Source organism: Bradyrhizobium arachidis, assembly GCF_015291705.1.
In the GTDB taxonomy this organism is placed as follows: Bacteria; Pseudomonadota; Alphaproteobacteria; order Rhizobiales; family Xanthobacteraceae; genus Bradyrhizobium; species Bradyrhizobium arachidis.
Genome location: NZ_CP030050.1, coordinates 6124218 through 6144131, shown reverse-complemented (window position 1 = coordinate 6144131; position 19914 = coordinate 6124218). Strand labels below are relative to the sequence as shown.

13 protein-coding genes are annotated in these 19914 nt (G+C 64.7%); 6 read left to right on the top strand and 7 right to left on the bottom strand.

Translation table 11 applies throughout. From position 1 onward, the window contains the following. Nucleotides 1–21 precede the first annotated feature (21 nt). The 4 genes from WN72_RS28685 to WN72_RS28670 all read left to right on the top strand — a co-directional run bounded on the left by WN72_RS28685 (nucleotide 22) and on the right by WN72_RS28670 (nucleotide 7004). Entirely contained in the window at nucleotides 22–411 is a 390-nt protein-coding gene (locus tag WN72_RS28685) for a hypothetical protein (RefSeq protein WP_027559778.1), read from the top strand. Nucleotides 412–541: 130 nt separating this feature from the next. Beyond that, on the top strand, nucleotides 542–1840 hold the full coding sequence (locus WN72_RS28680; protein ID WP_092217371.1) for an NHLP bacteriocin system secretion protein: 1299 nt from the start codon (nucleotides 542–544) through the stop codon (nucleotides 1838–1840). Beyond that, on the top strand, nucleotides 1837–4077 hold the full coding sequence (locus WN72_RS28675) for a cysteine peptidase family C39 domain-containing protein (RefSeq protein ID WP_051377825.1): 2241 nt from the start codon (nucleotides 1837–1839) through the stop codon (nucleotides 4075–4077). Before WN72_RS28680 ends, WN72_RS28675 begins: the two co-directional genes overlap by 4 nt. Next, on the top strand, nucleotides 4074–7004 hold the full coding sequence (locus tag WN72_RS28670; protein ID WP_092217370.1) for an NHLP bacteriocin export ABC transporter permease/ATPase subunit: 2931 nt from the start codon (nucleotides 4074–4076) through the stop codon (nucleotides 7002–7004). Before WN72_RS28675 ends, WN72_RS28670 begins: the two co-directional genes overlap by 4 nt. 590 nt (nucleotides 7005–7594) lie before the next feature. Here the strand turns inward: WN72_RS28670 and WN72_RS28665 are convergent. From WN72_RS28665 to WN72_RS28645, 5 genes are read right to left on the bottom strand one after another with little or no spacing between them, the layout of a single operon-like run. Next, nucleotides 7595–8887 carry an ABC transporter substrate-binding protein gene (locus WN72_RS28665; RefSeq protein WP_092217369.1) on the bottom strand — a complete coding sequence of 431 codons (1293 nt, stop codon included), beginning with the start codon at nucleotides 8885–8887 and terminating at the stop codon, nucleotides 7595–7597. Nucleotides 8888–8903: 16 nt separating this feature from the next. Continuing rightward, nucleotides 8904–9743: a carbohydrate ABC transporter permease gene (locus tag WN72_RS28660; RefSeq protein ID WP_092217368.1), complete on the bottom strand. Its 840-nt coding sequence runs from the start codon at nucleotides 9741–9743 to the stop codon at nucleotides 8904–8906. Then, a complete protein-coding gene (locus WN72_RS28655; RefSeq protein ID WP_092217367.1) occupies nucleotides 9740–10669 on the bottom strand; it encodes a carbohydrate ABC transporter permease in 930 nt (309 codons plus the stop codon). The genes WN72_RS28660 and WN72_RS28655 overlap by 4 nt, the downstream gene beginning before the upstream one ends. After that, complete coding sequence (locus WN72_RS28650) at nucleotides 10666–11784, bottom strand: ABC transporter ATP-binding protein (RefSeq protein WP_092217366.1); 1119 nt, start codon at nucleotides 11782–11784, stop codon at nucleotides 10666–10668. The genes WN72_RS28655 and WN72_RS28650 overlap by 4 nt, the downstream gene beginning before the upstream one ends. After that, complete coding sequence (locus WN72_RS28645) at nucleotides 11777–13051, bottom strand: alkaline phosphatase family protein (RefSeq protein WP_092217365.1); 1275 nt, start codon at nucleotides 13049–13051, stop codon at nucleotides 11777–11779. The genes WN72_RS28650 and WN72_RS28645 overlap by 8 nt, the downstream gene beginning before the upstream one ends. A 240-nt stretch (nucleotides 13052–13291) precedes the next feature. Between WN72_RS28645 and WN72_RS28640 the strand changes: the two genes are divergently transcribed. Then, on the top strand, nucleotides 13292–14257 hold the full coding sequence (locus tag WN72_RS28640) for a sugar-binding transcriptional regulator (RefSeq protein ID WP_244553809.1): 966 nt from the start codon (nucleotides 13292–13294) through the stop codon (nucleotides 14255–14257). A 303-nt stretch (nucleotides 14258–14560) separates the two neighbouring features. On the opposite strand, the gene WN72_RS28635 is transcribed toward WN72_RS28640, so the two are convergent. Together WN72_RS28635 and gspD are read right to left on the bottom strand one after the other, a co-directional pair. Next, on the bottom strand, nucleotides 14561–15277 hold the full coding sequence (locus WN72_RS28635) for a Hint domain-containing protein (protein WP_167380945.1): 717 nt from the start codon (nucleotides 15275–15277) through the stop codon (nucleotides 14561–14563). A gap of 259 nt (nucleotides 15278–15536) precedes the next feature. After that, complete coding sequence (gene gspD / locus WN72_RS28630; RefSeq protein ID WP_028146257.1) at nucleotides 15537–17909, bottom strand: type II secretion system secretin GspD; 2373 nt, start codon at nucleotides 17907–17909, stop codon at nucleotides 15537–15539. Nucleotides 17910–18226: 317 nt separating this feature from the next. On the opposite strand from gspD, the gene WN72_RS28625 reads away from it, so the two are divergent. After that, a complete protein-coding gene (locus WN72_RS28625) occupies nucleotides 18227–19912 on the top strand; it encodes a GspE/PulE family protein (protein WP_092217362.1) in 1686 nt (561 codons plus the stop codon). Nucleotides 19913–19914 lie beyond the last annotated feature (2 nt).

Here is a 19914-nt window from a genome sequence, read left to right as displayed (position 1 = left end):
GGTTTGGGATTAGGAGTTCACGTGTCCGATCAGACCGAAGTGCCGGCGTCCGGCAAGGCCGCCGATCCCGCAGACCCAAAGGCGGCAGAGGCCTTGGGCACGGCGCTGGGCCTCTCCCTCCAGCAATTGGCCGCCGCCAACGACGCGCAGCAGATTGCCATCCTGGCGATGACTGCGGTCCTGGCGCTGTCGCCGGGGACCGCGGCCATCGAGACCGACAAGCTCGGGGCCGTGCTGGCGATTTTGACCAAAGGCCAGCCCAACGGCGACGCCTACCGGGCGCGGATCGCCCAGTATGTCAGCCTGATGGTAAATATCGCCCGCAAGCTGCCTGCGGCGGTGGAGGAGGCGAAAAAAGCGGCTGCTCAGGCGCCTGCGGTCGCCGCCGAGAGCGCGCGAAAGGACAACTGACGGCGTTGGTCAGGTCAGCCGCCGCGGAATTCACCATCCGCGGCAAAAAGCTGAAGCGCCGCAAGGCCATTGGTGTAAATATGGCGGGCCACCCGATCAGGACGGGCGCGGCCAGGCGTAGCGAACGGGCATGGCGAACGAGGGCATTTTTCGCGAAGCAGCACTCGAGAGGTTGTCGGCGCCGGAGCGGCTCGACCAGGGGCTCCGCATTGTCGGACGTCCGACTTGGGTCGCGCTGCTGGCGCTGGCGGGTCTCGTGGTCGGCGGCCTGATCTGGAGCATCGTCCTGACGGTGCCCGTCACGGTGCCGGGGCAGGGGATTTTGCTATCGCCAGGCGGCCTGCTCGACGTGACCGCCGACAATCCCGGGCGTCTGTTGAGCTTCAGCGTGGCGGTCGGCGACAAGATCAAGGCCGGTACGGCGGTAGCCCGGCTCGATCAGCCGGAAATTCGCGAAGACCTGATCAACGCGGAAGCCGAATACCGCGACGCCGTCGGTGAACGCGACCAGATCGTGAAATTCCAGGAGCGCCGCGGGCCGGCACTCGCCGCCTCGATCGCGCAGCGCCGGCAGGGCTACAAGGACGATATCGCGTTTCTTGAAAAGCAACTCGGTTGGCTCGACGAGATCGCCAAGGGCGACGCCGTGCTGATGGACAAGCAGATCCTCACGCGCAAGAGCGCGCTCGAGACCCGCGTCGAGATCGGCAAGGCGGAGGCGCAGCGCGCGCAGGCCCAGGACGGCATTCGCAACCTCGATTTCGAGGCCACCAAGGCGCAGACCGACGATGAGCGCGAACGCCTCAATGTCGAACTGAAGGTCGCGGCCGCCGAGCGCAAGATCCGCACGCTGCGCGAGAAGCTCGACCGCCAGAGCGTGGTGCTGAGCCCGTACGACGGCACTGTCATCGAACTCAAGGTGAATCCGGGCGAAATCGTCGATCGCAACGCCGCGTTGTTCTCGCTGATTCCCGACAAGGTCGCCGAGGCGCTGCCGAAGGCTGACAAGGACCCGATCGGGCCGCTCTATGCGGTTGTCTATGTGCCGTCGAACGACGGCAAGAAGGTCCGCCCCGGCATGAACGTGCGCCTGTCGCCCTCGACGGTGCGGCGGGAAGAGTTCGGCTTCATCGAAGGCCGCGTCCGCACCGTGGCGGAGGTGCCGGCGACCGCGGAAGGCATGTACCGCACGCTGAAGAACCGGCAGCTGGGACAGTCGCTCGCCAAGGACGGCGCCCCTTACGAAGTCGTGGTGGACCTGTTCGCCGCCAGGGACACGCCGAGCGGCTATCGCTGGTCTTCCTCGCGCGGCCCCGATCTCAGCATCAACGCCGGCACGACGGTCGGCAGCGACATCGAGACCATGTCGTTGCCGGCCCTGAGCCTGTTGATCCCGCCGCTGCGGCAGGTTCTGGGAAGCGGTTCGTGAAGGCGTTGCTTGCGCTGAAAACCAAAATCGCCGAGGCGACGTCGCGCGCGGCGCTGCTGTTGTATTTCGCGTGGCCAACGCTGCGGGCACGCATCGGCGACGCTTCGGTGCACAGGACACCTACGATCCTTCAGTACGAGGCAGCTGAATGCGGCGTCGCGTGTCTCGCCATCCTGCTCGCTTATTTCGGCCGGTGGGTCCCGATCGAGGAGCTGCGTGAGGTCGCCGGTGTGAACCGCGACGGGACCAATGCGAAGAATCTGCTGCTCACCGCAGAGCGCTACGGACTTGAGGGCGGCGGCTATACCGTCGGTCCAGACGATCTGACCGACGACGTTCTGCCATGCATCGTATTTTGGGAATTCAATCATTTCGTCGTGGTGGAGCGCCGCACCAGCGAGAAAGTCTGGATCAACGATCCGGCGACCGGTCCCTGTGTTCTCACGACGCAGGATTTCGATCGGGCGTTCACCGGGGTGATACTCGCCCTGAAGCCGGGCCCCGATTTTGCTGCGGGAGGTGAAGCGCCTGACCTGGTGCGCAGCATCCGCCAGACCCTGCCGGGCTTCAAGGCGCCGATCCTGGCCGCCGTACTCGGCGGCTTCCTGCTGGTGGTGCCGGGCCTGATGATCCCCGGTCTGCAACGCGCGTTCGTCGACTACTACATGATTGCCGGATTGTCGCGCTGGCTGTGGTGGCTGGTCGGTGGCATCGCGGCGATCGCGCTGGCGAAGGGACTGCTGACCTTTCTGCAACAGCGCACGCTGGCGCGGTTCCAGGTCAAGCTCGGAGTCGACACCAGTGGCCGTGTGTTGTGGCACATCCTTCGCTTGCCGATGGCGTTCTTCGCCCAGCGCAACAGCGGCGAAATCACCAATCGTCTCATGGTCAGCGACCGCCTGACCGGCCTGCTTTCGGGCAGTCTCGCGGTCACGTTCATCGGCCTGCTGTCGATCGTGATCTACGCGCTCGTCATGCTGGCCTACAACGTGCCGCTGGCGTTGGTGGTGATCGCATTCGCGGCACTCAACCTCGCGCTGCTGGTCTGGTTGTCGCGCCGGCTGTCGGACGCCAACCGGCGCATGCTGCAGGACGAAGCCCGCATGCAATCCACCATGATCCACGGCTTCGCCAATCTTGATACCTACCGCGCCAGCGGCGCCGACAACCTGTTCTTCCGGCGCTGGGCCGGCGAGCACGCCAAAGTCGTCAGCGCCGAGCAGGCCATGGCGTTCTGGCAGCGGCTTCTGGCCGGCCTGCCAATCCTGCTCGGCACGATCGCCGGTGCCTGTATCGTGTTCATCGGCGGCGTCGGCGTGATGCAAGGCACCATCAGCATCGGCATGCTGGTGGCGTTCCAGGCGCTGATGGCCAATTTCAACGCGCCCGTCACCAGCGTGATGGGGCTGACCGCGCAATTGCAGCAGGCGCGGGGCCATATCGACCGGCTCGGCGATGTCGGCCGGCAGCGCGTCGATCCAATTCTCGAGGCCCCTGATGAGTCGGGCGTCATTCCGGCGCTGCATGGCGCCCTGGATATCCAGGGCCTGACCTTCGGCTACACGACGGTGACGGCGCCGTTCCTGCGCGACATTTCGCTGAAAGTGCCGGCCGGCGGTCGCGTCGCCATCACGGGCGCCACCGGCAGCGGAAAGTCCACGCTCGCCCGGCTGATGGTTGGCCTGATGACGCCGCGCGACGGCGTGATCCGGATCGATGGCATCGATCTCGCCCGGCTGTCGGCGCCGGTGTTGCGCTCGGCGGTGGCCTATGTGGACCAGACCACCACGCTGTTCGGCGGTACGGTGCGCGAAAACCTGACCATGTGGGATCTGACCATCAGCGAGGATCGCGTGGTGGCGGCGGCCCGGGACGCGATGGTGCACGAAATGATCGCGTCGCGCCCGATGGCCTACGAGACGCGCGTCGACGACAATGGCCGCAATTTCAGCGCGGGCGAACGTCAGCGCCTTGCCATCGCCCGGGCGCTTGCTGTCGATCCGGTGCTGATCGTGTTCGACGAAGCCATGAGTTCGCTGGATTCCATCGCCGAACAGGGAATCATCGACAATATCCGCCGCCGTGGCTGCACTTGCATCCTGATCTCGCACCGCATTTCGACCCTGCGCGATTGCGACGAAATCATCGTCCTGGACGAGGGGCGCATTGTCGAGCGCGGCCGCCACACCGCCCTGATGGCGGCGCATCGCCAATACCAGAAGCAGGTCGAGGCATGATGGCGCCCCGCCCACCCGTGCTGACCCTGGCGTCGAGTGACGGCATGCTGGCCGCGCCGTTCGCGGCCGCGCCCAGCATCAATCTCGAGGCCGGCGAGGCCCTGGCGCTCAGCGCAACCCGGCAAGGCCACATCATCGCCGCCGGACGGGTCGAGATCTATCTCACCGTGAAGAGCGGCGACGAGCTGTCGGGACGCATGTTCCTGTGCGAACTCGGCGGCGGCGAGTACATCGCGCCGATCGTGGTGGAGGACGATCTGCTGGTGACCGCGGTGGCGGTCGAGACCAGCGCGATCGCCGCCATCCGTACCGACACGCTGGCCATCCAGGCCAAAGGCTCCGAGCAGCAGCACAACGCGGTGGCCGCATCCATCGACGGGTGGCTTAGTCATCTGAGCGCCGCCGTGAGCCGCATGGTCGGCCCGACGCCGCTCGATATCGTCACGTTCGCGCCCGGCGAACAGGAGAAGGCCGCAGGCGAAGCCGCGCTCATGACCCGTGGCGGCGTGGTCTGGTTGACGGCGCTAGGCGCCGACCTGTCGTGCTGTGGCGGCGTGCCGGTCGCCGGCATGAATCGTCGGCAGGTGGCGGCGGTGGCCGGCGGCATCTGGATCTCGCCGGCACGGCCCTGCGAGGTTCATGCGGTCGGCACCGCCGATATCCTTCGCCTGTCGGAATGGCAGCGCCTGCTGGAGTTCACCCACGCCACCTTGTTCTCGCTGGTCCGGCGCGCACACGACACCCGCCAGGACGCGTTGCGCCAGGCGGTCCAGGGCCGGATGGCGCGCACCACCCGCACGGTTAATCGCGCCTTCACGCGATTCGACGCGGTGCTGGGCAAGGTCGCGCCGCAAGCGGCCGCCGAGCCTGTCGGCGACGAGCCGTTCGTCGCGCCGTTCGTCACCATTGCGGGCAAGCTCGGGCTCGACTTCACCAACCGGCAGCGCGAACAGCTGTCGCGGGCGCGCAATGTCGACGACGCAGCGCGCGCGGTGCGGTTGCGCAACCGGCAGGTGGTGCTGAGCGGCGACTGGCTGCAGCAGGATCTCGGTCCGCTGATCGGTTTCCTCGACGATGCGCGGCGCCCGGTGGCGCTGATCCCGACCGACGCGAAGCGCTGGGTGATGATCGAGGCGGAGCACGCCAGGCCGAAGCCGGTCGACGCCACGCTAGCGGCCCGGCTCGCGCCGCAGGCGCACATGCTCTATCCGCCATTCCCGGATGGGCCGATCGGGTTTCGGCAGTTCATCGGTTTCGGCTGGCTGCGCAACCGGTGGGATACGGCGCTTGCCGTCTCCATGGCGCTGGCCTCCGCGCTGCTCGGCCTCGCGACGCCGATGGCGATGCAACTGGCGTTCGATCGCTTCATTCCGGGCCACCAGACGCTGTCGCTGTTCACCCTCGGCATGGGCCTCGTGCTGGCCGCGTTCATCGCCGCCGGCTTTCGTTTCGTGTTCGACATCGCAAGCCTGCGGCTCGACGGGCGCGGGGCGGGCGCCTTGCAGGCCGCCTTCATGGATCGGCTTTTGCGGCTGCCTGACAGTGCGTTGCGCATGAGCCCCGGCAATATCACGAGCCGCCTCGTCGCGGCGGATCAATTGCGCCGCGGCGCCTATTCGCTGATGCTCGGCTCGATTTCGGCGCTGTTCTTTTTCGTCAGCAACATTGGCCTGATGTTCTACTACTCGCCCGCGGCGGCGGGGGCGGCGATCGGGCTGTTCGCCCTGATCGCCGCGATTGCGGCGTTCTGCGGCTATCATCAGCTCGATGCGCTGCGCCGCGGGGAGGAAATCCTCTCCGATATCTACGGCATCGTGTTCCAGCTCGTGCATGGCATCACGACTCTGCGCGCCACCGGATCCGAGCAGCGCGGCTTTGCGCGCTGGGCCATGGATTTCGCCGAGCTGCGCTCCCGCATGTACCGGGCGCGGACCTTCGGCACCCTGTTCGAAACGGCGCTGGTGGTCTTCGAGCTGCTGGCGCTGGCGCTCATCCTGTTGATCCTGTCGCAGCTGTCGCGCGACGAACTCTCGACCGGCGCGTTCGTGTCCTTCATCGCCGCCTATGGCGCCTACATGGGCGCCTCGTTTCAACTGGCACGCAGTGTCGTCGCCGCCTGGAATTCGCAACCCTCCTGGGGGCGCGTGGCGCCCCTGCTGCGCGTCGCGCCTGACGTCGCCGGATCGAAGCGCGATCCGGGCGTGCTGACCGGCAACATCGATGTCACCAACGTCTATTTCCGTTACGGCCCCGATGCGCCGTTCGCGCTCCAGGGCGTCTCGTTATCGCTGGCGCCGGGCGAGCACGTCGCGCTGGTCGGCCCGTCGGGATCCGGCAAGTCGACCCTGATGCGGCTGCTGCTCGGGTTTGAGATGCCGGCGAGCGGCACGGTGCAATACGACCGGCAGGATCTGCGCTATCTCGACATCGAAATGGTGCGGCGGCAGATCGGTGGCGTGTTGCAGAACACCGCGCTGTTTCCCGGCACGCTCTATGAAAACATCATGGGCACCCACGAGGGCACGCTCGAGCAGGCCTGGGAGGCCGCGCGGCAGGCCAATGTCGACCAGGACATCCACGCCATGCCGATGGGCATGCACACAATCGTGACCGAAGCCGCAGCGGCGTTTTCCGGCGGCCAGATCCAGCGGTTTGCGCTCGCCCGCGCCCTCGTCGGCAAGCCGCGCATTCTGCTGCTCGACGAGGCCATGAGCGCCGTCGACAATTTGACGCAAGCCCGCCTGACCGACAGCCTGCACCGGCTGGCGGTGACGCGCCTCGTCATCGCGCACCGCCTCACCACCGTGAAGAGCGCCGACCGCATCATCGTTCTCGACCGCGGCAAGGTGGTGCAAACCGGCCGTTACGACGAGCTGATGGCGGTCAAGGGCTTGTTCGCCGATCTGGTCGCGCGGCAGCTTGTTTGAAATTCAACACGGCTTTCTGCCTGCAGGATATCCGGCGGTCGCGCATGCAAATGATGTGTCGTTGGCCTCGCTGGTGTGGTGGCGATTGATTTCAATGGTGGGCCCGGCAGAACTCGAACCTGCAACCAGGCCGTTATGAGCGGTGGGGGGCCAACCTGACCTCGCATAGGGGAGGGTTCCCCTACAGCGAGTGGGCTGAAGGGCACTTTTGAGCGTGAAATGCACCAAAACTCGCCTTCCGCTACCGTAACCCGTTGAAATGATAGTAAATGAGTCCGCCGCTCCGAGCGCACCACCTCGGAACTAGCTATAGTTGTTGGTGTTTTGCGGCTTGGCTTTTCGGGCTATCTTTCGAATGCAAGTTCGCTCGTCGAATTTGAAGCTGACCGTTTCGTCGGTGGGGCAGCGAGAGAGGCCAAGGCTGAGCCAACTGCGCGGATCACTGCGGCTTGCCTGGCACACCCAGCTCTAAAGCGCGATGAGATCGGGATGAATCGTCATCGCGCTTTAGCTTGTTGTTTGTGCATGATCTTTTCGGAAAACCGCTGCACACTTTGCGCTAACGCGGCCCTCCGGGTCCGGATCATGCTCTAGCCGCTGCATTTGGGCATGAGGCTGTTCACATCCCGCACCAGGTTGGGCATCACCTCCTCAGCCGGATGTTTGCCCGTCACCAGGCTCTCCGTGTGGTTCTTGATGACCTCGATGATCTTCAGGGAATTCCCACCCGGAAATGATGCCCAGTCCGTCAGCACCGGCAGTTGCTGAATGCTGGTCATGTGATTGGGGTTCTTGGCATAGAACGAGCCGAGGAGGTCGGACGACTTCACAGCGATCTCGTTGCCGGGCATGTAACCGGTATAGTTCACCATCAGCGTCTGACCGCTCGGGCCAGTGACGAACTTCACGTACTCCCACGCAGCCTTCCGCCGCTCGGCGTCCTTGGCGAAGACCATGGCGACATTGCCGCCCGCCGGCAACTTGCCCTCCGGCGCCGATAGCGGAAATGCGACGGTCTTGAAATCGAAGCGGTTGCCGATCTGGCGGTCCGCCGCAGCGACGTAGGATGTGGAATCGACGAGGATGGCGATCCTGCCCGCGACGAACGCCTGACGCGCCTGGCTGATACCGAGATTGGGCATTCCCGACTTGCCAAAAGATTCCAGGATCTTGAGGGCCCACATGCCGGCAGCATCATCGAAGGCAACCGTGCAGCCGTCGGCTTTCAATATACGTCCGCCGCGGCTGGTGATGAGCGACTGGAGCAGCCAGTTTCCGGTCTGGTCCCATTGATAATAGAATCCGGTCAGGCCGGCTCCGGCGATCGTCTGGATTTTCTGACCGGCGGCGACAAGTTCGGGCCAGCTTCTGGGCAGGTCGGCCGGGTCGAGGCCGGCCTTCTTCACGAGGTCGGCGTTCACGTACAGCACTGGGGTCGAGACGGCGAAGGGGAGGCCATAGAGCTTTCCCTTCCAGCGGCCGAGCGTCGCAAGCGTCGGGTAGTAGCCAAGCTTGTCGAGGCCACCATCCGCCGCCACGAAAGAATCGAACGGCGCGCCGAGGCCGCGATCCACGAACAAGCCGATCTGATTGATGCCGTTGAAGGCGACATCCGGCAGGCGACCGGTGATCTGGTCGCGCAGGATCTGCTGGGCCCCTTCTTCGTATCCGGCTACTGGATTGCGAAACTTGACCTTGATGTCGGGATGGGCCTCGGTGAAGCGCTTGGCCAGTTCCTGCTGAAGAGCATTGAAGGTCCCTGGTGTGGTATAAAGGACGTCCAGCGTAATCTCCTCGGCATGGACGGGGGTGACCGCGCAAGCGGCCAGCAACGCGGCACCCACAACTCTCAACACGCGGCGCGGCAGCAGTTTGTCGATCATGACGATCTCCCTTGGGTCACTTCATGGCGGTGGTTGCCAGCCCGTCGATGAAACGGCGCTGGGCAAGAAGGAAGGCGAGCAGCAGCGGAGCGACGATGATGGTGGCGCCGGCCATCAGCGGCCCGAGGAATTGACCAGCCTCGTCATCGCGGAACAGGAGAATGCCGAGCGCCGGCGTCGAGATGTCTTCCGTCCGAACCGCGATGAGTGGCCAGAACAGGTCGTTCCAGTGGGCGACGACCGAGAAGACCCCGAAGGCGGCAAGCGCCGGCGCGCTCATGGGCATCATGATGCGCCAGATGATCTCGATCTCGCCAAGCCCATCGAGACGGGCAGCGTGGATGATCTCGCCCGGGATGGATCGGAAGAACTGGCGCAGCAGGAAGATGCCGAAGGCCGAGATGATCCACGGAAGGATGAGAGCCGCATAAGTGTCGAGCAGCCCGAAGACATGGAGCAGGACAAAATGGGGGATGGCCAGCGCCTGAGGTGGGACGAGAAGCGCGACCAGCACAGCGGAAAACAGCGTGTCGCGGCCGCGGAAGCGCATCTTGGCGAGCGCGTAGGCGCATGGCACGCAAACCATGAGCTGAAGCGCGAAGATCGTCGCGCAGACGAACACGCCATTGAGCAGGAAGCGGAGCATCGGCGCCGCGGTCAGCGCAACGCGATAATTCTCGACTCCCACGAAGGTCTTGGGCCAGAGATGGAAGTCGGGTTGAAAGATTTCGTCGGGCGGTTTCAGCGACAGGCTGATCATCCACACGAAAGGCAGCAGCGCGAAAGTCGCGGAGACGGCCAGCAAAGCATGGCGCGCGATGCGCCCCGCAAGCCGGTATCGGCGGTGTGCGCTCATGAATAGTGCACGCGGCGTTCGATGAACCGCGCCTGGGCGAGTGTGAGGGCAATCACGATCGCAAGGTAAACCACCGTGAGAGCCGCGCCGTAACCCGTGCGCAGATAGTCGAAGCTCTCGGAATAGAGCCGATTCAACAGAACCTCCGAGGCGTAGTTCGGGCCGCCCTGGGTGAGGACGCGCACACTGTCGAACACCTCGAAGGCGCGGCTTGCGGTGAGGATGACGACGAACATGGTGACCGGCCCCAGCATCGGGAGAGTTACGATGCGCAGCCGGTCAAGGACACCGTCCGCGCCGTCGACTGCGGCGGCGTCGTAGAGCTGCTGAGGGACCGCTTTCAAGCCGGAGACGAACAGCACCATGGCGAAGCCGAAACCCTGCCAAATGCCGATGAGGGCGAGGGCGAGGAGGGCGGTGTGCTCGTCCCGCAGCCAATTGACCCCGGTCACGCCGAACGCGGCGAGTGCCCGGTTGACGAGGCCGATACTGGGATGGAGCATGGTGCCCCACACCACCGCCATGGCTGACATGGTCGACATCACCGGCAGGAAGTGCACCGCGCGATAGAAGCCGCGCAGGGCAGGGCTCGCCTCGATGAGCAGAGCTGTGGCAAGGCCAAGTCCCACCGTTCCGGGCACGACGATCGCAACGTAGAGACACGTGTTGATCAGGGCCTTCCAAAATGGCGGGTCCGCCCACAACGCAGCAAAATTCTCGGTGCCGATGAAACGGAACGTCGCGGCACCCAATTGCCAGTCGGTGAACGAGAACAGGATCACCGCGGCAGCGGGGCCAAAGAGCAGGCAGATGAGCAGTATCAACGCCGGGGAGACTGCAAGCCAGCCAATAGCGGCCTCCTCAGTCCGATGCCGACGACGGACAGCCGAGCGGATGGGGGTCTGGATCGAAGCCGTCAGGCTCATGCCGCCGCCACCCGCTCGATGTTGCCGCAACGCCTGCCGGCCTCGTCGAACTGCATCAGCCGCGCGGCGTCGACCTTGAGCCCAACCTTGCAGCCGAGCGAAAAGCGCCGTTCGTCGGGCGAGGTGCGGACCACCGCGGTTTCCGAGCCGTCACGGAGAGCGACATGCACGAAGATGTCGGAACCGAGATTTTCAAGGTTCGTCACCGTGCCGTTGAGGAGCTCATCGGCCGGCGTGGTCAGGATTGCCGCTTCGGGACGAAATGCAAGGCGCCTGGTCTGGGGCGCGAGGGCTGCCAAGACACCTGATCGATTGTCCGTCCAGTGAGCGCGCGTGACGATGTTGATCTTCGGGCTGCCGATCATCTCGGCCACTCTGAGATCCTGCGGGTCGCGATAGAGCTTTTCCGGAGGGCCGACCTGAAGCAGCTCGCCGCCCATCATCACGGCGACGCGGTCCGCCATCGTCATGGCCTCTGACTGATCGTGCGTCACATAGACGAAGGTCACGCCGAGGCGGCGGTGCAGCGAGGTGATTTCCGTACGCATCTGCACACGCAGCCTGGCATCGAGATTGGATAGCGGCTCGTCCATCAGGAAGACGGTGGGGCGTCGCACCATCGCGCGCCCGAGGGCGACTCGCTGGCGCTGCCCGCCGGAAAGCTGGCCGGGCTTGCGGTGAAGCAGATGAGCCACGTCGAGCATGACGGCGGCCTGCTCCACCTCCACGCGAATGCTCCGTTCGATGCCGGCGCGACCCGGCACGAGCGGGCCGATCAGCGGCAGGCGCTGTGCGAATGAGAGCTGCCGCGTGCGCAATGGCAGAGCGATGTTGTCGAATACGGTGAGATGGGGATAGAGCGCATACGACTGGAACACCATCGCGACATCCCGGTCCTTTGGACGGGCTCCGTCCACGGGGCGGCCGCCCACGCTCACCTCACCGGCGTCTTGATCCTCGAGCCCCGCGATGATCCGGAGTAAGGTCGACTTGCCGCAGCCCGACGGTCCCACCAGGGTCAGGAATTCCCCGTCCTCGATTTTCAGGGAGACGTCCTTCAGGATCGGCGTCTCGCCATAGTGCTTTTCGATGCCGCGCAGCTCTATCTCAGCCACGGCTGCCTCGCTGGAGCGCGTTGCCGTCCGTCCCGGAGGCGGACAGACCAAGATGAGCGAGAATTGTGGGCGCGATGTCGATGACCGAGCTTGCTTCGGAGCGCACCGCTCCGGCCGAGAAGCCCGGCCCTGAGATCATGAGGAAGGGAGACTGCTCCGCTGCGCCGAGCCCGCCATGCTGACCCGCGCCGATCACGTCTTCCTTGCCTTCGGAACGCTTGGCGGCAAAGCTGGTCCCGACAGCGCCGAAGCGATTGGGAGCGTCGGTCGCACGCATGGCGACAGCGCAGGCGAGTCCGTTATCGGCGGATTGCCCAACACGGTGCAGCTCGGCCTTGGGCAGGACAGCACCGGCCCAGTCCTGGCGCGCCAGAAAGTCGGTGATTGCCGCCTCGCGGCCGGCTGCGTTGCGGTGAAGGTAGATAAGTGCCGACGTGCCGTTGGAGGCGACCACCACGTCGCCGGAATCGAGACTTTCTTTGAGGCCTGCGGCGACCAGCTCAGCCTCGATGTGGATGACGCCGCTCACCACCTGATGGCCGTGGTCGGATCCAAGCAGGAAGAGCACGTCATCGCGGTCGGGCAGGTGCGCCACCGCGTCCATGACGCGCTTCGCGTTCCGATCGGCTTCCTTCACGACGGCGAGATGTTCGGGCGAGCCCAGCGGCAGTGCGTGCTGCGAGGAGTCGGGTTCGCCCAGCCACATCAGAGCGAGGGCAGGAGGATTCCGGACCAGCACAGCCTCGGCAATGAAGCGTTCGGTCATGGCCCGATCGCCAGCCACGTCCAGGGTCACGCGAAGCTGTTCGGCTTCGGGCAACGGAATCCGGCCTCGCCCAAAGGAGCCGGCGCGATGATAGATGCGTCCGTGGCCGTCGGGATCGTGAGCATAGGCCGCTCCAGGAGACACGTTGCTGTAGATCACTGCACCGCCATGCTCACGCAGGCGCTCGGCAAGCGTCGGAACGGCAAGGCTGCATCCGGTGACACGCCTTTTGTGCTGGAGAAAATCCGGCCGACCGGCGTCGTGACGCACAAGATGGTCGTCCTCGACGAGGACCATGGTGTTGCCCTGGAGACCGTGGCGAGCCGGCAGGCAGCCGGTGGCAAGACTTGCCGAAACCACGCGCGTGCATGAAGGAAAGACCGTGCTGTAGGCCGAGAATTGCTCGGCGCGTTCAGCGAAGGCGGCCAGATGCGGTGTGGTCTCGGGGGCGACGAAGTCCCGGCGCAGGCCGTCAAGGACAACGAGGATGGCGCGGCGCATGTTTACGCTTTCACGTTGAGCGGCACGAAGGGACGCAAGCGGCAAAATTTTCGGTTTGTGTTTTGAGCAGGCCGGATCGGCGTCGGTTCACCACGCTGCATGCCGTTCCATCGTGCCTGAGAGGAGGCGGGGTCCTGCTTCGGACTCCTAACGGCGGCCGGCGACGCTTTTGTGACACCGTTGGTACATTTGTGCCGAATGCAGAATTGCGATATGGATCGAGCAACGGGGAGCCTGGACGTGCTGGACCAATCCAACAAACCGGAAAACGAGAACACCGCGGACTCTGCGCTGATGGCGCGGGTCTGCTGGCACTACTTCAAGGAGGGGCAAACCCAGGATGCGATCGCCCAACACCTCCAGCTGACCCGCAAGCGTGTGAATCGCCTCCTGGCGGAGGCGCGCGACACGGGGTTCGTGCAGATCACCATCAACAGTGGGGTGAGCGCTTTTGGAGCGCTCGAAAGCGGCCTGGTGGAGAGATTTGGTCTGCGTCGCGCGATCGTCGTGCCATCGCCAATCGACGGAGGAGACGCGCGGCCCATCATCGGCGCAGCAGCCGGCCACTATGTGTCCGAGCATTTGCCCGAGCCGGGCACCCTCGGCATCAACTGGGGCGGCACGATCAACGCGGCCGCGCAGAACCTGCAGCGGCGGTGTGGCGGCGGCAATCGCGTCGTACTCTTATGCGGCGGGCTGGCAGAGAGCACCCGCATCAACCCATACGACAATGCAGCGATGATGGCGCGGGCTCTGGATGCGGTGTGCTATTACGTGACCGCGCCGATGTTCGCCGACACGGCAGTGCTCAGGGACGCGTTCGTCGCCAGCGGGCCAGTGCAGACTGTGCTGGGGATGGTTCCTCATCTCGATATGGCGCTGCTCGCAGCCGTCGATTTGTCCGAAAGCTCGAAGGCGCTGGAGTATGGCCTCATTGATCCCAAAGTTTGGCGATCGCTTCTCGATGCGGGGGCGGTCGGCGACATTTGCGGACATTATCTCGATGCGGAGGGCGGGTTGATTGTCCATGATCTGGCAGCGCGCGTGGTCAATCCTCCGCTGAAAGAGCTTCTCAAGGTCCCCCAGATCGTGCTTGCCGCCGGCGGCCGCCAGAAGCTCGCCATCATCCGCGCCGGAATCCGTGCCAAGCTCTGTCACGTTCTGATCACTGACGAGCAAGTCGCTCGAGCGCTGCTCGAAACATAGCGCTGGTTTACAGGCCAGTTTTTCATTTTGACCACCCTCACATCTGAGCGAAGCAGCCCTCCGAGCGCACAACATTTGAAATTACTGATGTTTCCGGGTTGGCGGGGTGCGCTTTGGCGTGACTTCTCCACAGGCTATCCACAAGGATATCCCGGGTCGGTTCACAGCTTGCATTGGTCTTGGGCGTCGCCGAGGGCCTTGGTCGGCCGGCATGGAATCACAGGCGGGCGGCCAGCCGGAGGGCGGCTCTCACATCGCGATCAGGGGGCCGCAAAGTGCGGCCCCGGCGGTCTATGATCGATGTCAGGCTACCGCTTCCGGCAGCTGTGCGGCGAGGGCGGCCGCACGGGCGTCCAGCCGGGCGCGGACCAGGTCCAATTGCCGCTCGCCCCGCGATGGCGACAGCAGGCCTTTGACCTCAGTCTTGATCTGGGCCCGCAGGCCGTTGCCGACGATCGGCGCGCAGTGTTCGTCCCGCGTTTGCCCGTGCTCGCGAAGATAGCTCGACGCGTTGCTCATGGTTTCGTCGACGCGCAGCAGGGACTCGCAGGGCGCGCCTTCGGCATAGATCACATCATGGCTATCGAGCTTGATATGGAAGAATTCCAGTTCGTCATGCTCATGAGCCGGGTAGCGCGAGATCGTGGTGTCGTTGATCAGGCACTCCGCCGGGATCAACACGCCGTCGATCAGCAACGCATGCCCCCCGGTCACGAACAGGTCGGCCGAAGGGACATTTGGCGCGAGCGCGCCCCGAGCGATGCGGACGGGACGCGCATGCTGGTCCCACGGTCTGCTTGCATCGCGCCTGGTCCGCCGAAATCGCCCGATCCACTCGATCGGCCGTGCTCCGCCGAAGGCGGTCGGGACGATATCGCCCACGCTGAGGTCTTCGATCCTGCGAACGCCCGTGAGCGTCGCGATCCCAGTGCCTTTCAGGAAGCAGTTCTTGCCGTGGTAATAGGCCCGGGCGGGCCCGACCCCGCAGCCCGCAAGTGCGGCCGCCGCGGCGAAAATCATGCGACGTGTCATCGCTTTCGGTGGGGTCTTCGCTCGATCCGCCTGAGACATTCGTTCGCATCTCCAAATTCCGCTTACCGCGATCGTCCGTTCCGGATCAAACCGGAAATGATGCGTGTAGCGTTGCTACCGTCTCGTTATGTTATTTTTATGTTATACATAACGCATGTGCGAGGTAAACCCCTGTGGGGTGAGCGTCGACTGCGACATGATCTCGCTCGCGCTGGCTAGAACGGAGGGTAGTTGGGCCGCCGGAGGCTCAGCGGTACGTGGTCGGGCCGGTCTGCTTCGGTCCGATCGCATTGATCGTGCCGCGCAGCTTGGTGCGCAGCTCCTCGGCGACGAAGTGCGCGTCGGCGCCGTCGCGGATGATCTGCGGGCGGATGAAGATGATCAGCTCGGTACGCTTGACCTGCTTGTCGGTCTGCCCGAACACGACCTCGCCGAGCCCGGGAATCTGGTCCAGCCCCGGAATTCCTGAACGGGACTTGGTCTGGCTGTCGCTGATCAGGCCTGCAAGCAGCACCGTCTGGCCGCTGGCGACCGCGACGGAGCTGCGCACCTTGCGGGTCGACACCGTCGGGGTCAGCGAATTGGTCGAGGTCGAGGAGGAGCCCGACGAGGAATTGCTGACGGGATTGGAGATCTCCTGCTCGACGTCGAGCCGGACATTGCCGTTGGCATTGATTCGCGGCACGACGCGCAGGATGATGCCGGTGCTGCGATAGTCCGTCGTGTTGGCGATCGTGTTGCTGCCGGTCAGGACCGTCGCGCTGCCGGTCTGGATCGGAATCTCGTCGCCGACCTGGAGCGTCGCAATCTGATTGTCGATCACGACCACGGACGGATTCGACAGCACCTTGACGTCGGTGATGGCGTGCAGGGCATTGAGCACCGCCCTCGGCGTCTGCGCGGAGCCGACCAGGAAGTTGAAGCCGGGGATGGCGCGCTGAAGCACCACGTCGGTTGCCGCAGCGGCAACTGCGCTTGCGCCGTTGTAGCCGAACGATCCGGTGTTGGGCTTGAGACCGAGATCGCGGCTCATGATGTAGGACTGGATGCCGTATTGGAGATCGTCGGTCAGCGTCACCTCGGCGATGGTGGCGTCGATGGCCACCTGAAGCTGGGGCTGGTCGACCTCCTTGATCGTCTGTTCGATGGTGCGGTACTGTTCCTGGCTCGCATAGATCAGGAGCGTGTTGTTGACGCTGTCGGCAGTGATGCGAACGCCGTCGAGAACACCGGCTCCGCCGGGTCCTCCTCGTCCTCCGCTCTGGCTCGAGGCGGAATTGTCGAACAGGCTGCCGCCGCCTTGCGCGCTCGAGCCCGCGCCGTAGCTCGCCTGATTGCCGGACGAGGCATCTGCTGTCATTGCGCTGCCGGAGCTGCCGGAGCCGCGTCCGCTCGATCCGAACCCTCCTGACCCCGACGACTGGCCCGTAGGGGAAGCCGAGAGCCGGTTGAGCGCGGAGCCGCCGCTCGAACTTGCCGACGCGCCGGAGCCGGGTGCGACCTGTCCAGCCGGACTGTCCAGCGGCGATGACGAGGCTCCCGACGAGCTGCTGCCGCCGAAGACGTCGTTCAGCACCCGTGCAATCTGCTTGGCATCGCCGAACTTCACGCGATAAACGTGAACCGCGGATCGCCCCGTGTTGGTCGTATCGAGGCGGCGAACCCAGGTCTCGACGCGCTGGAGCAATTCCGGCTTGCGTGTCACGGCGAGCACCGCGTTCATGCGCGCGATTGACTGGAACTTGATGAGGTTCTGCGTCATCCCGCCTTCGCCGGAGTCCACGATCTTCTCGAGCTCGACGATGATGGGGCCTGGATTGCTGTTCTGCACCGGGAAGATGCCGACAGATTGTCCCTTGAGGAAATCCGCGTCGAAGCTGAGCACGAGATCGACCGCGTTGCGGCGCTCACTGCCGGTGCCCTGGATCATGATGAGGTTGCGGCTGGTATCGGCGCGGATCATGCCCTGCTTGGTGGCAAAGCTGTCGACCAGCTTGATGACCGTCTGTGCCGAGACATATTGCAGCGGCACCACGGTGATGCCGTAGCCGGGCGTCATGCGATCGGCCGCATCCGCCGTGCCGACCCCGACCGCGTCGGCCTGGGGCATCAGGCGGTAACCGGTATCGTCACGAACCAGCGCGACGCCGACGAGGCGAAGGGCGTTCTCTAGCGCGAACACGACGTCGGTTTTCGGGATCGGCCGCCCCGACGAAAGGCTGATATTGCCCTGGACGCGGGGATCGATGACGTAGCCGACACCGAGAATGTCCCCGAGCACGATCTTGGCGACGGATGCGATCGGCGAATTGTCGAAATTCAGCTCGAACTTGTCCGCACTCGTCGTTGCGGCCTGCGCCGAGGTGGCCGTCGCGGCATCTTCACCGGGGTCCGCGGCGTAGATCGCAGTCTTGGCCTTGGGACCGGTGCTGAGCTGCCGCTGCGGCAATTGTTGCGGATAACGCGGCAGCAGGTCGACCGAGCGCACCTTGTCGAAGACGTCAGGATCCCTGTTGTTGTCAGCATCGGCGATGCTGCCCACCGTGTTGCAAGATCCAAGCAGCACCGAGATCATCGCGCATTGGACAAACAAGCCGATCTGGAATGCTGTTCGGCTCACCGACTGCCTCACTCACGCGCCGCCCGTTGCCACTTCTAAGGTGGGTCGAGCCGAATGCCGTTTGCTTAACTCTCTCCTGTGACAGCCATGTGTTACAAACGTTGCGTGGTCACGCGACGATCGTAATCTGAATGTTATCGGCGTTTGAGATCCGCGGAAATCGCGCTGAAATTTCAAGGCTGTCGACTGCACCTATGTTGTGAATCGTCGGCGCTGATAATGTGGATGATCATAACGTCACATTTCCAATCGAATAAGTACGGTAAACGGCGCGCTCGCCGCTTCGAGCGGCTGTCAGAGTTTTCCGGTAGACGTTCATGGCTTCCCCGAATGCGCATGAGTTCGCAGCTCGTTTCAGCCGAACGGCCGGCCTGAAGGCGGACGCGGACAAGCTCGGCAGGCTGAACGGGTCCGGGCCTGCAGAAGGCGGCCTGCGCAAGCTGTGGGAAATGAGCGAATTGTCGGCCAGCGAGTTTGCCGACGAAGTTGCGCTCTTCTTCGAGCTTCCGCGCCTGACGCTTCAAGACATGATGGCGGCGGAGTCCAGGTCGCAGCAGTTCTCGCGCCGCTTCCTGCGGGAAATGGCCGTGTTCCCGTGCCAGCCGGCCGGCGCATCGCCGGTCCTCGTGGTGGCCGACCCGACCGACCGTGCCTCCATTCAAGCGGCCGGAATCGTGCTGGGCGCGCCGCCCACGATCAAGGTGGCCTCGTTCGAGGATATCGCCACCGTGCTCGACCAGCGCCTTGGCGAGGAGGAGAGTGCCAGCGCCGAGAGCGCCGTCAGCGCCACCGTTCAGGACGACGACATCGACAATCTGCGCGACCTGGCGAGTGGCGCCCCTGTCGTCCGGGCCGTCAACGACATGTTCGAGACTGCGGTGGAGCTGCGCGCCAGTGATATCCACATCGAGCCGGGCCGCACGTCGCTGATCGTGCGGATGCGCGTCGATGGGCTGCTGCGCAACGTGGCGACGCCCAACGGTGTTCCGCCGCAGGCGGTGATCTCCCGCATCAAGATCCTTGCCGGTCTCAACATCGCCGAGCGTCGTCTGCCGCAGGACGGTGGCGCGCGGGTCCGGGCCGCGCGCTCGGAGATCGACGTTCGCGTGGCGATCATGCCGACACAGCACGGCGAGTCCGCCGTCATCCGTCTCTTGCCGCGGGACCGGGCCCTGTTGTCGATCGACAAGCTCGGTTTTCTTGCCGGCGACCAGAGCAAATTGCGGCGCATGCTGGCGCTGCCGCACGGCATGATCATCGTCACCGGCCCGACCGGCAGCGGCAAGACGACGACGCTCGCAACGGTCCTGTCGCTGCTCAATGAGCCTACCCGCAAGATCCTGACGATCGAGGACCCCGTCGAATACGAGATTCCGGGCATCTGCCAGTCCCAGGCCAAGCCGTCGATCGGGCTGACCTTCGCCACCGCGCTGCGCTCGTTCGTGCGCCAGGACCCTGATGTGATCATGGTCGGCGAGGTCCGCGACTCCGAGACGGCCCACGTCGCCATCCACGCTGCGCTCACCGGCCATCTCGTGCTCACCACGTTGCACACGGAGACGGCGGCTGCGGCCGTCCCGCGCCTTCTCGATCTCGGTGTCGAGGCGTTCCTGCTGCGCTCGACGCTCCGCGCGGTGATCGCGCAGCGCCTGGTGCGCCAGCTCTGCGACCGTTGCAAGACCAGCCGGCCGTTGAGCCAGGCCGACGTCGAGGCGGACCCGCGTTACACCGCGGTCGGCCTTGCGGTCGGCAACACTATCTTCGAGCCCGCCGGATGCGAACGCTGCGGCGGCGTCGGTTACCGCGGCCGTATCGGTGTGTTCGAGGTGCTGGAGATGAACGAGGAAGTGCGCTCGCTGCTCGATGAGAAGTCCGACTGGGAATCCATCGACAAGGTCGCCATCCGCAACGGCATGACGACGATGATCGAGGATGGCCTTGCCAAATGCCTGTCGGGCATGACCTCGGCGGCCGAGATCCTGCGCGTGACCACCGTAAGGTGACG

Bases quoted from the DNA above. Each gene is read 5' to 3' on its own strand.
- WN72_RS28635 (WP_167380945.1), bottom strand. From the start codon at position 15,277: ATGATTTTCGCCGCGGCGGCCGCACTTGCGGGCTGCGGGGTCGGGCCC.
- WN72_RS28670 (WP_092217370.1), top strand. From the start codon at position 4,074: ATGATGGCGCCCCGCCCACCCGTGCTGACCCTGGCGTCGAGTGACGGC.
- WN72_RS28645 (WP_092217365.1), bottom strand. From the start codon at position 13,051: ATGCGCCGCGCCATCCTCGTTGTCCTTGACGGCCTGCGCCGGGACTTC.
- WN72_RS28655 (WP_092217367.1), bottom strand. From the start codon at position 10,669: ATGAGCCTGACGGCTTCGATCCAGACCCCCATCCGCTCGGCTGTCCGT.
- WN72_RS28680 (WP_092217371.1), top strand. From the start codon at position 542: ATGGCGAACGAGGGCATTTTTCGCGAAGCAGCACTCGAGAGGTTGTCG.
- WN72_RS28660 (WP_092217368.1), bottom strand. From the start codon at position 9,743: ATGAGCGCACACCGCCGATACCGGCTTGCGGGGCGCATCGCGCGCCAT.
- WN72_RS28625 (WP_092217362.1), top strand. From the start codon at position 18,227: ATGGCTTCCCCGAATGCGCATGAGTTCGCAGCTCGTTTCAGCCGAACG.
- WN72_RS28665 (WP_092217369.1), bottom strand. From the start codon at position 8,887: ATGATCGACAAACTGCTGCCGCGCCGCGTGTTGAGAGTTGTGGGTGCC.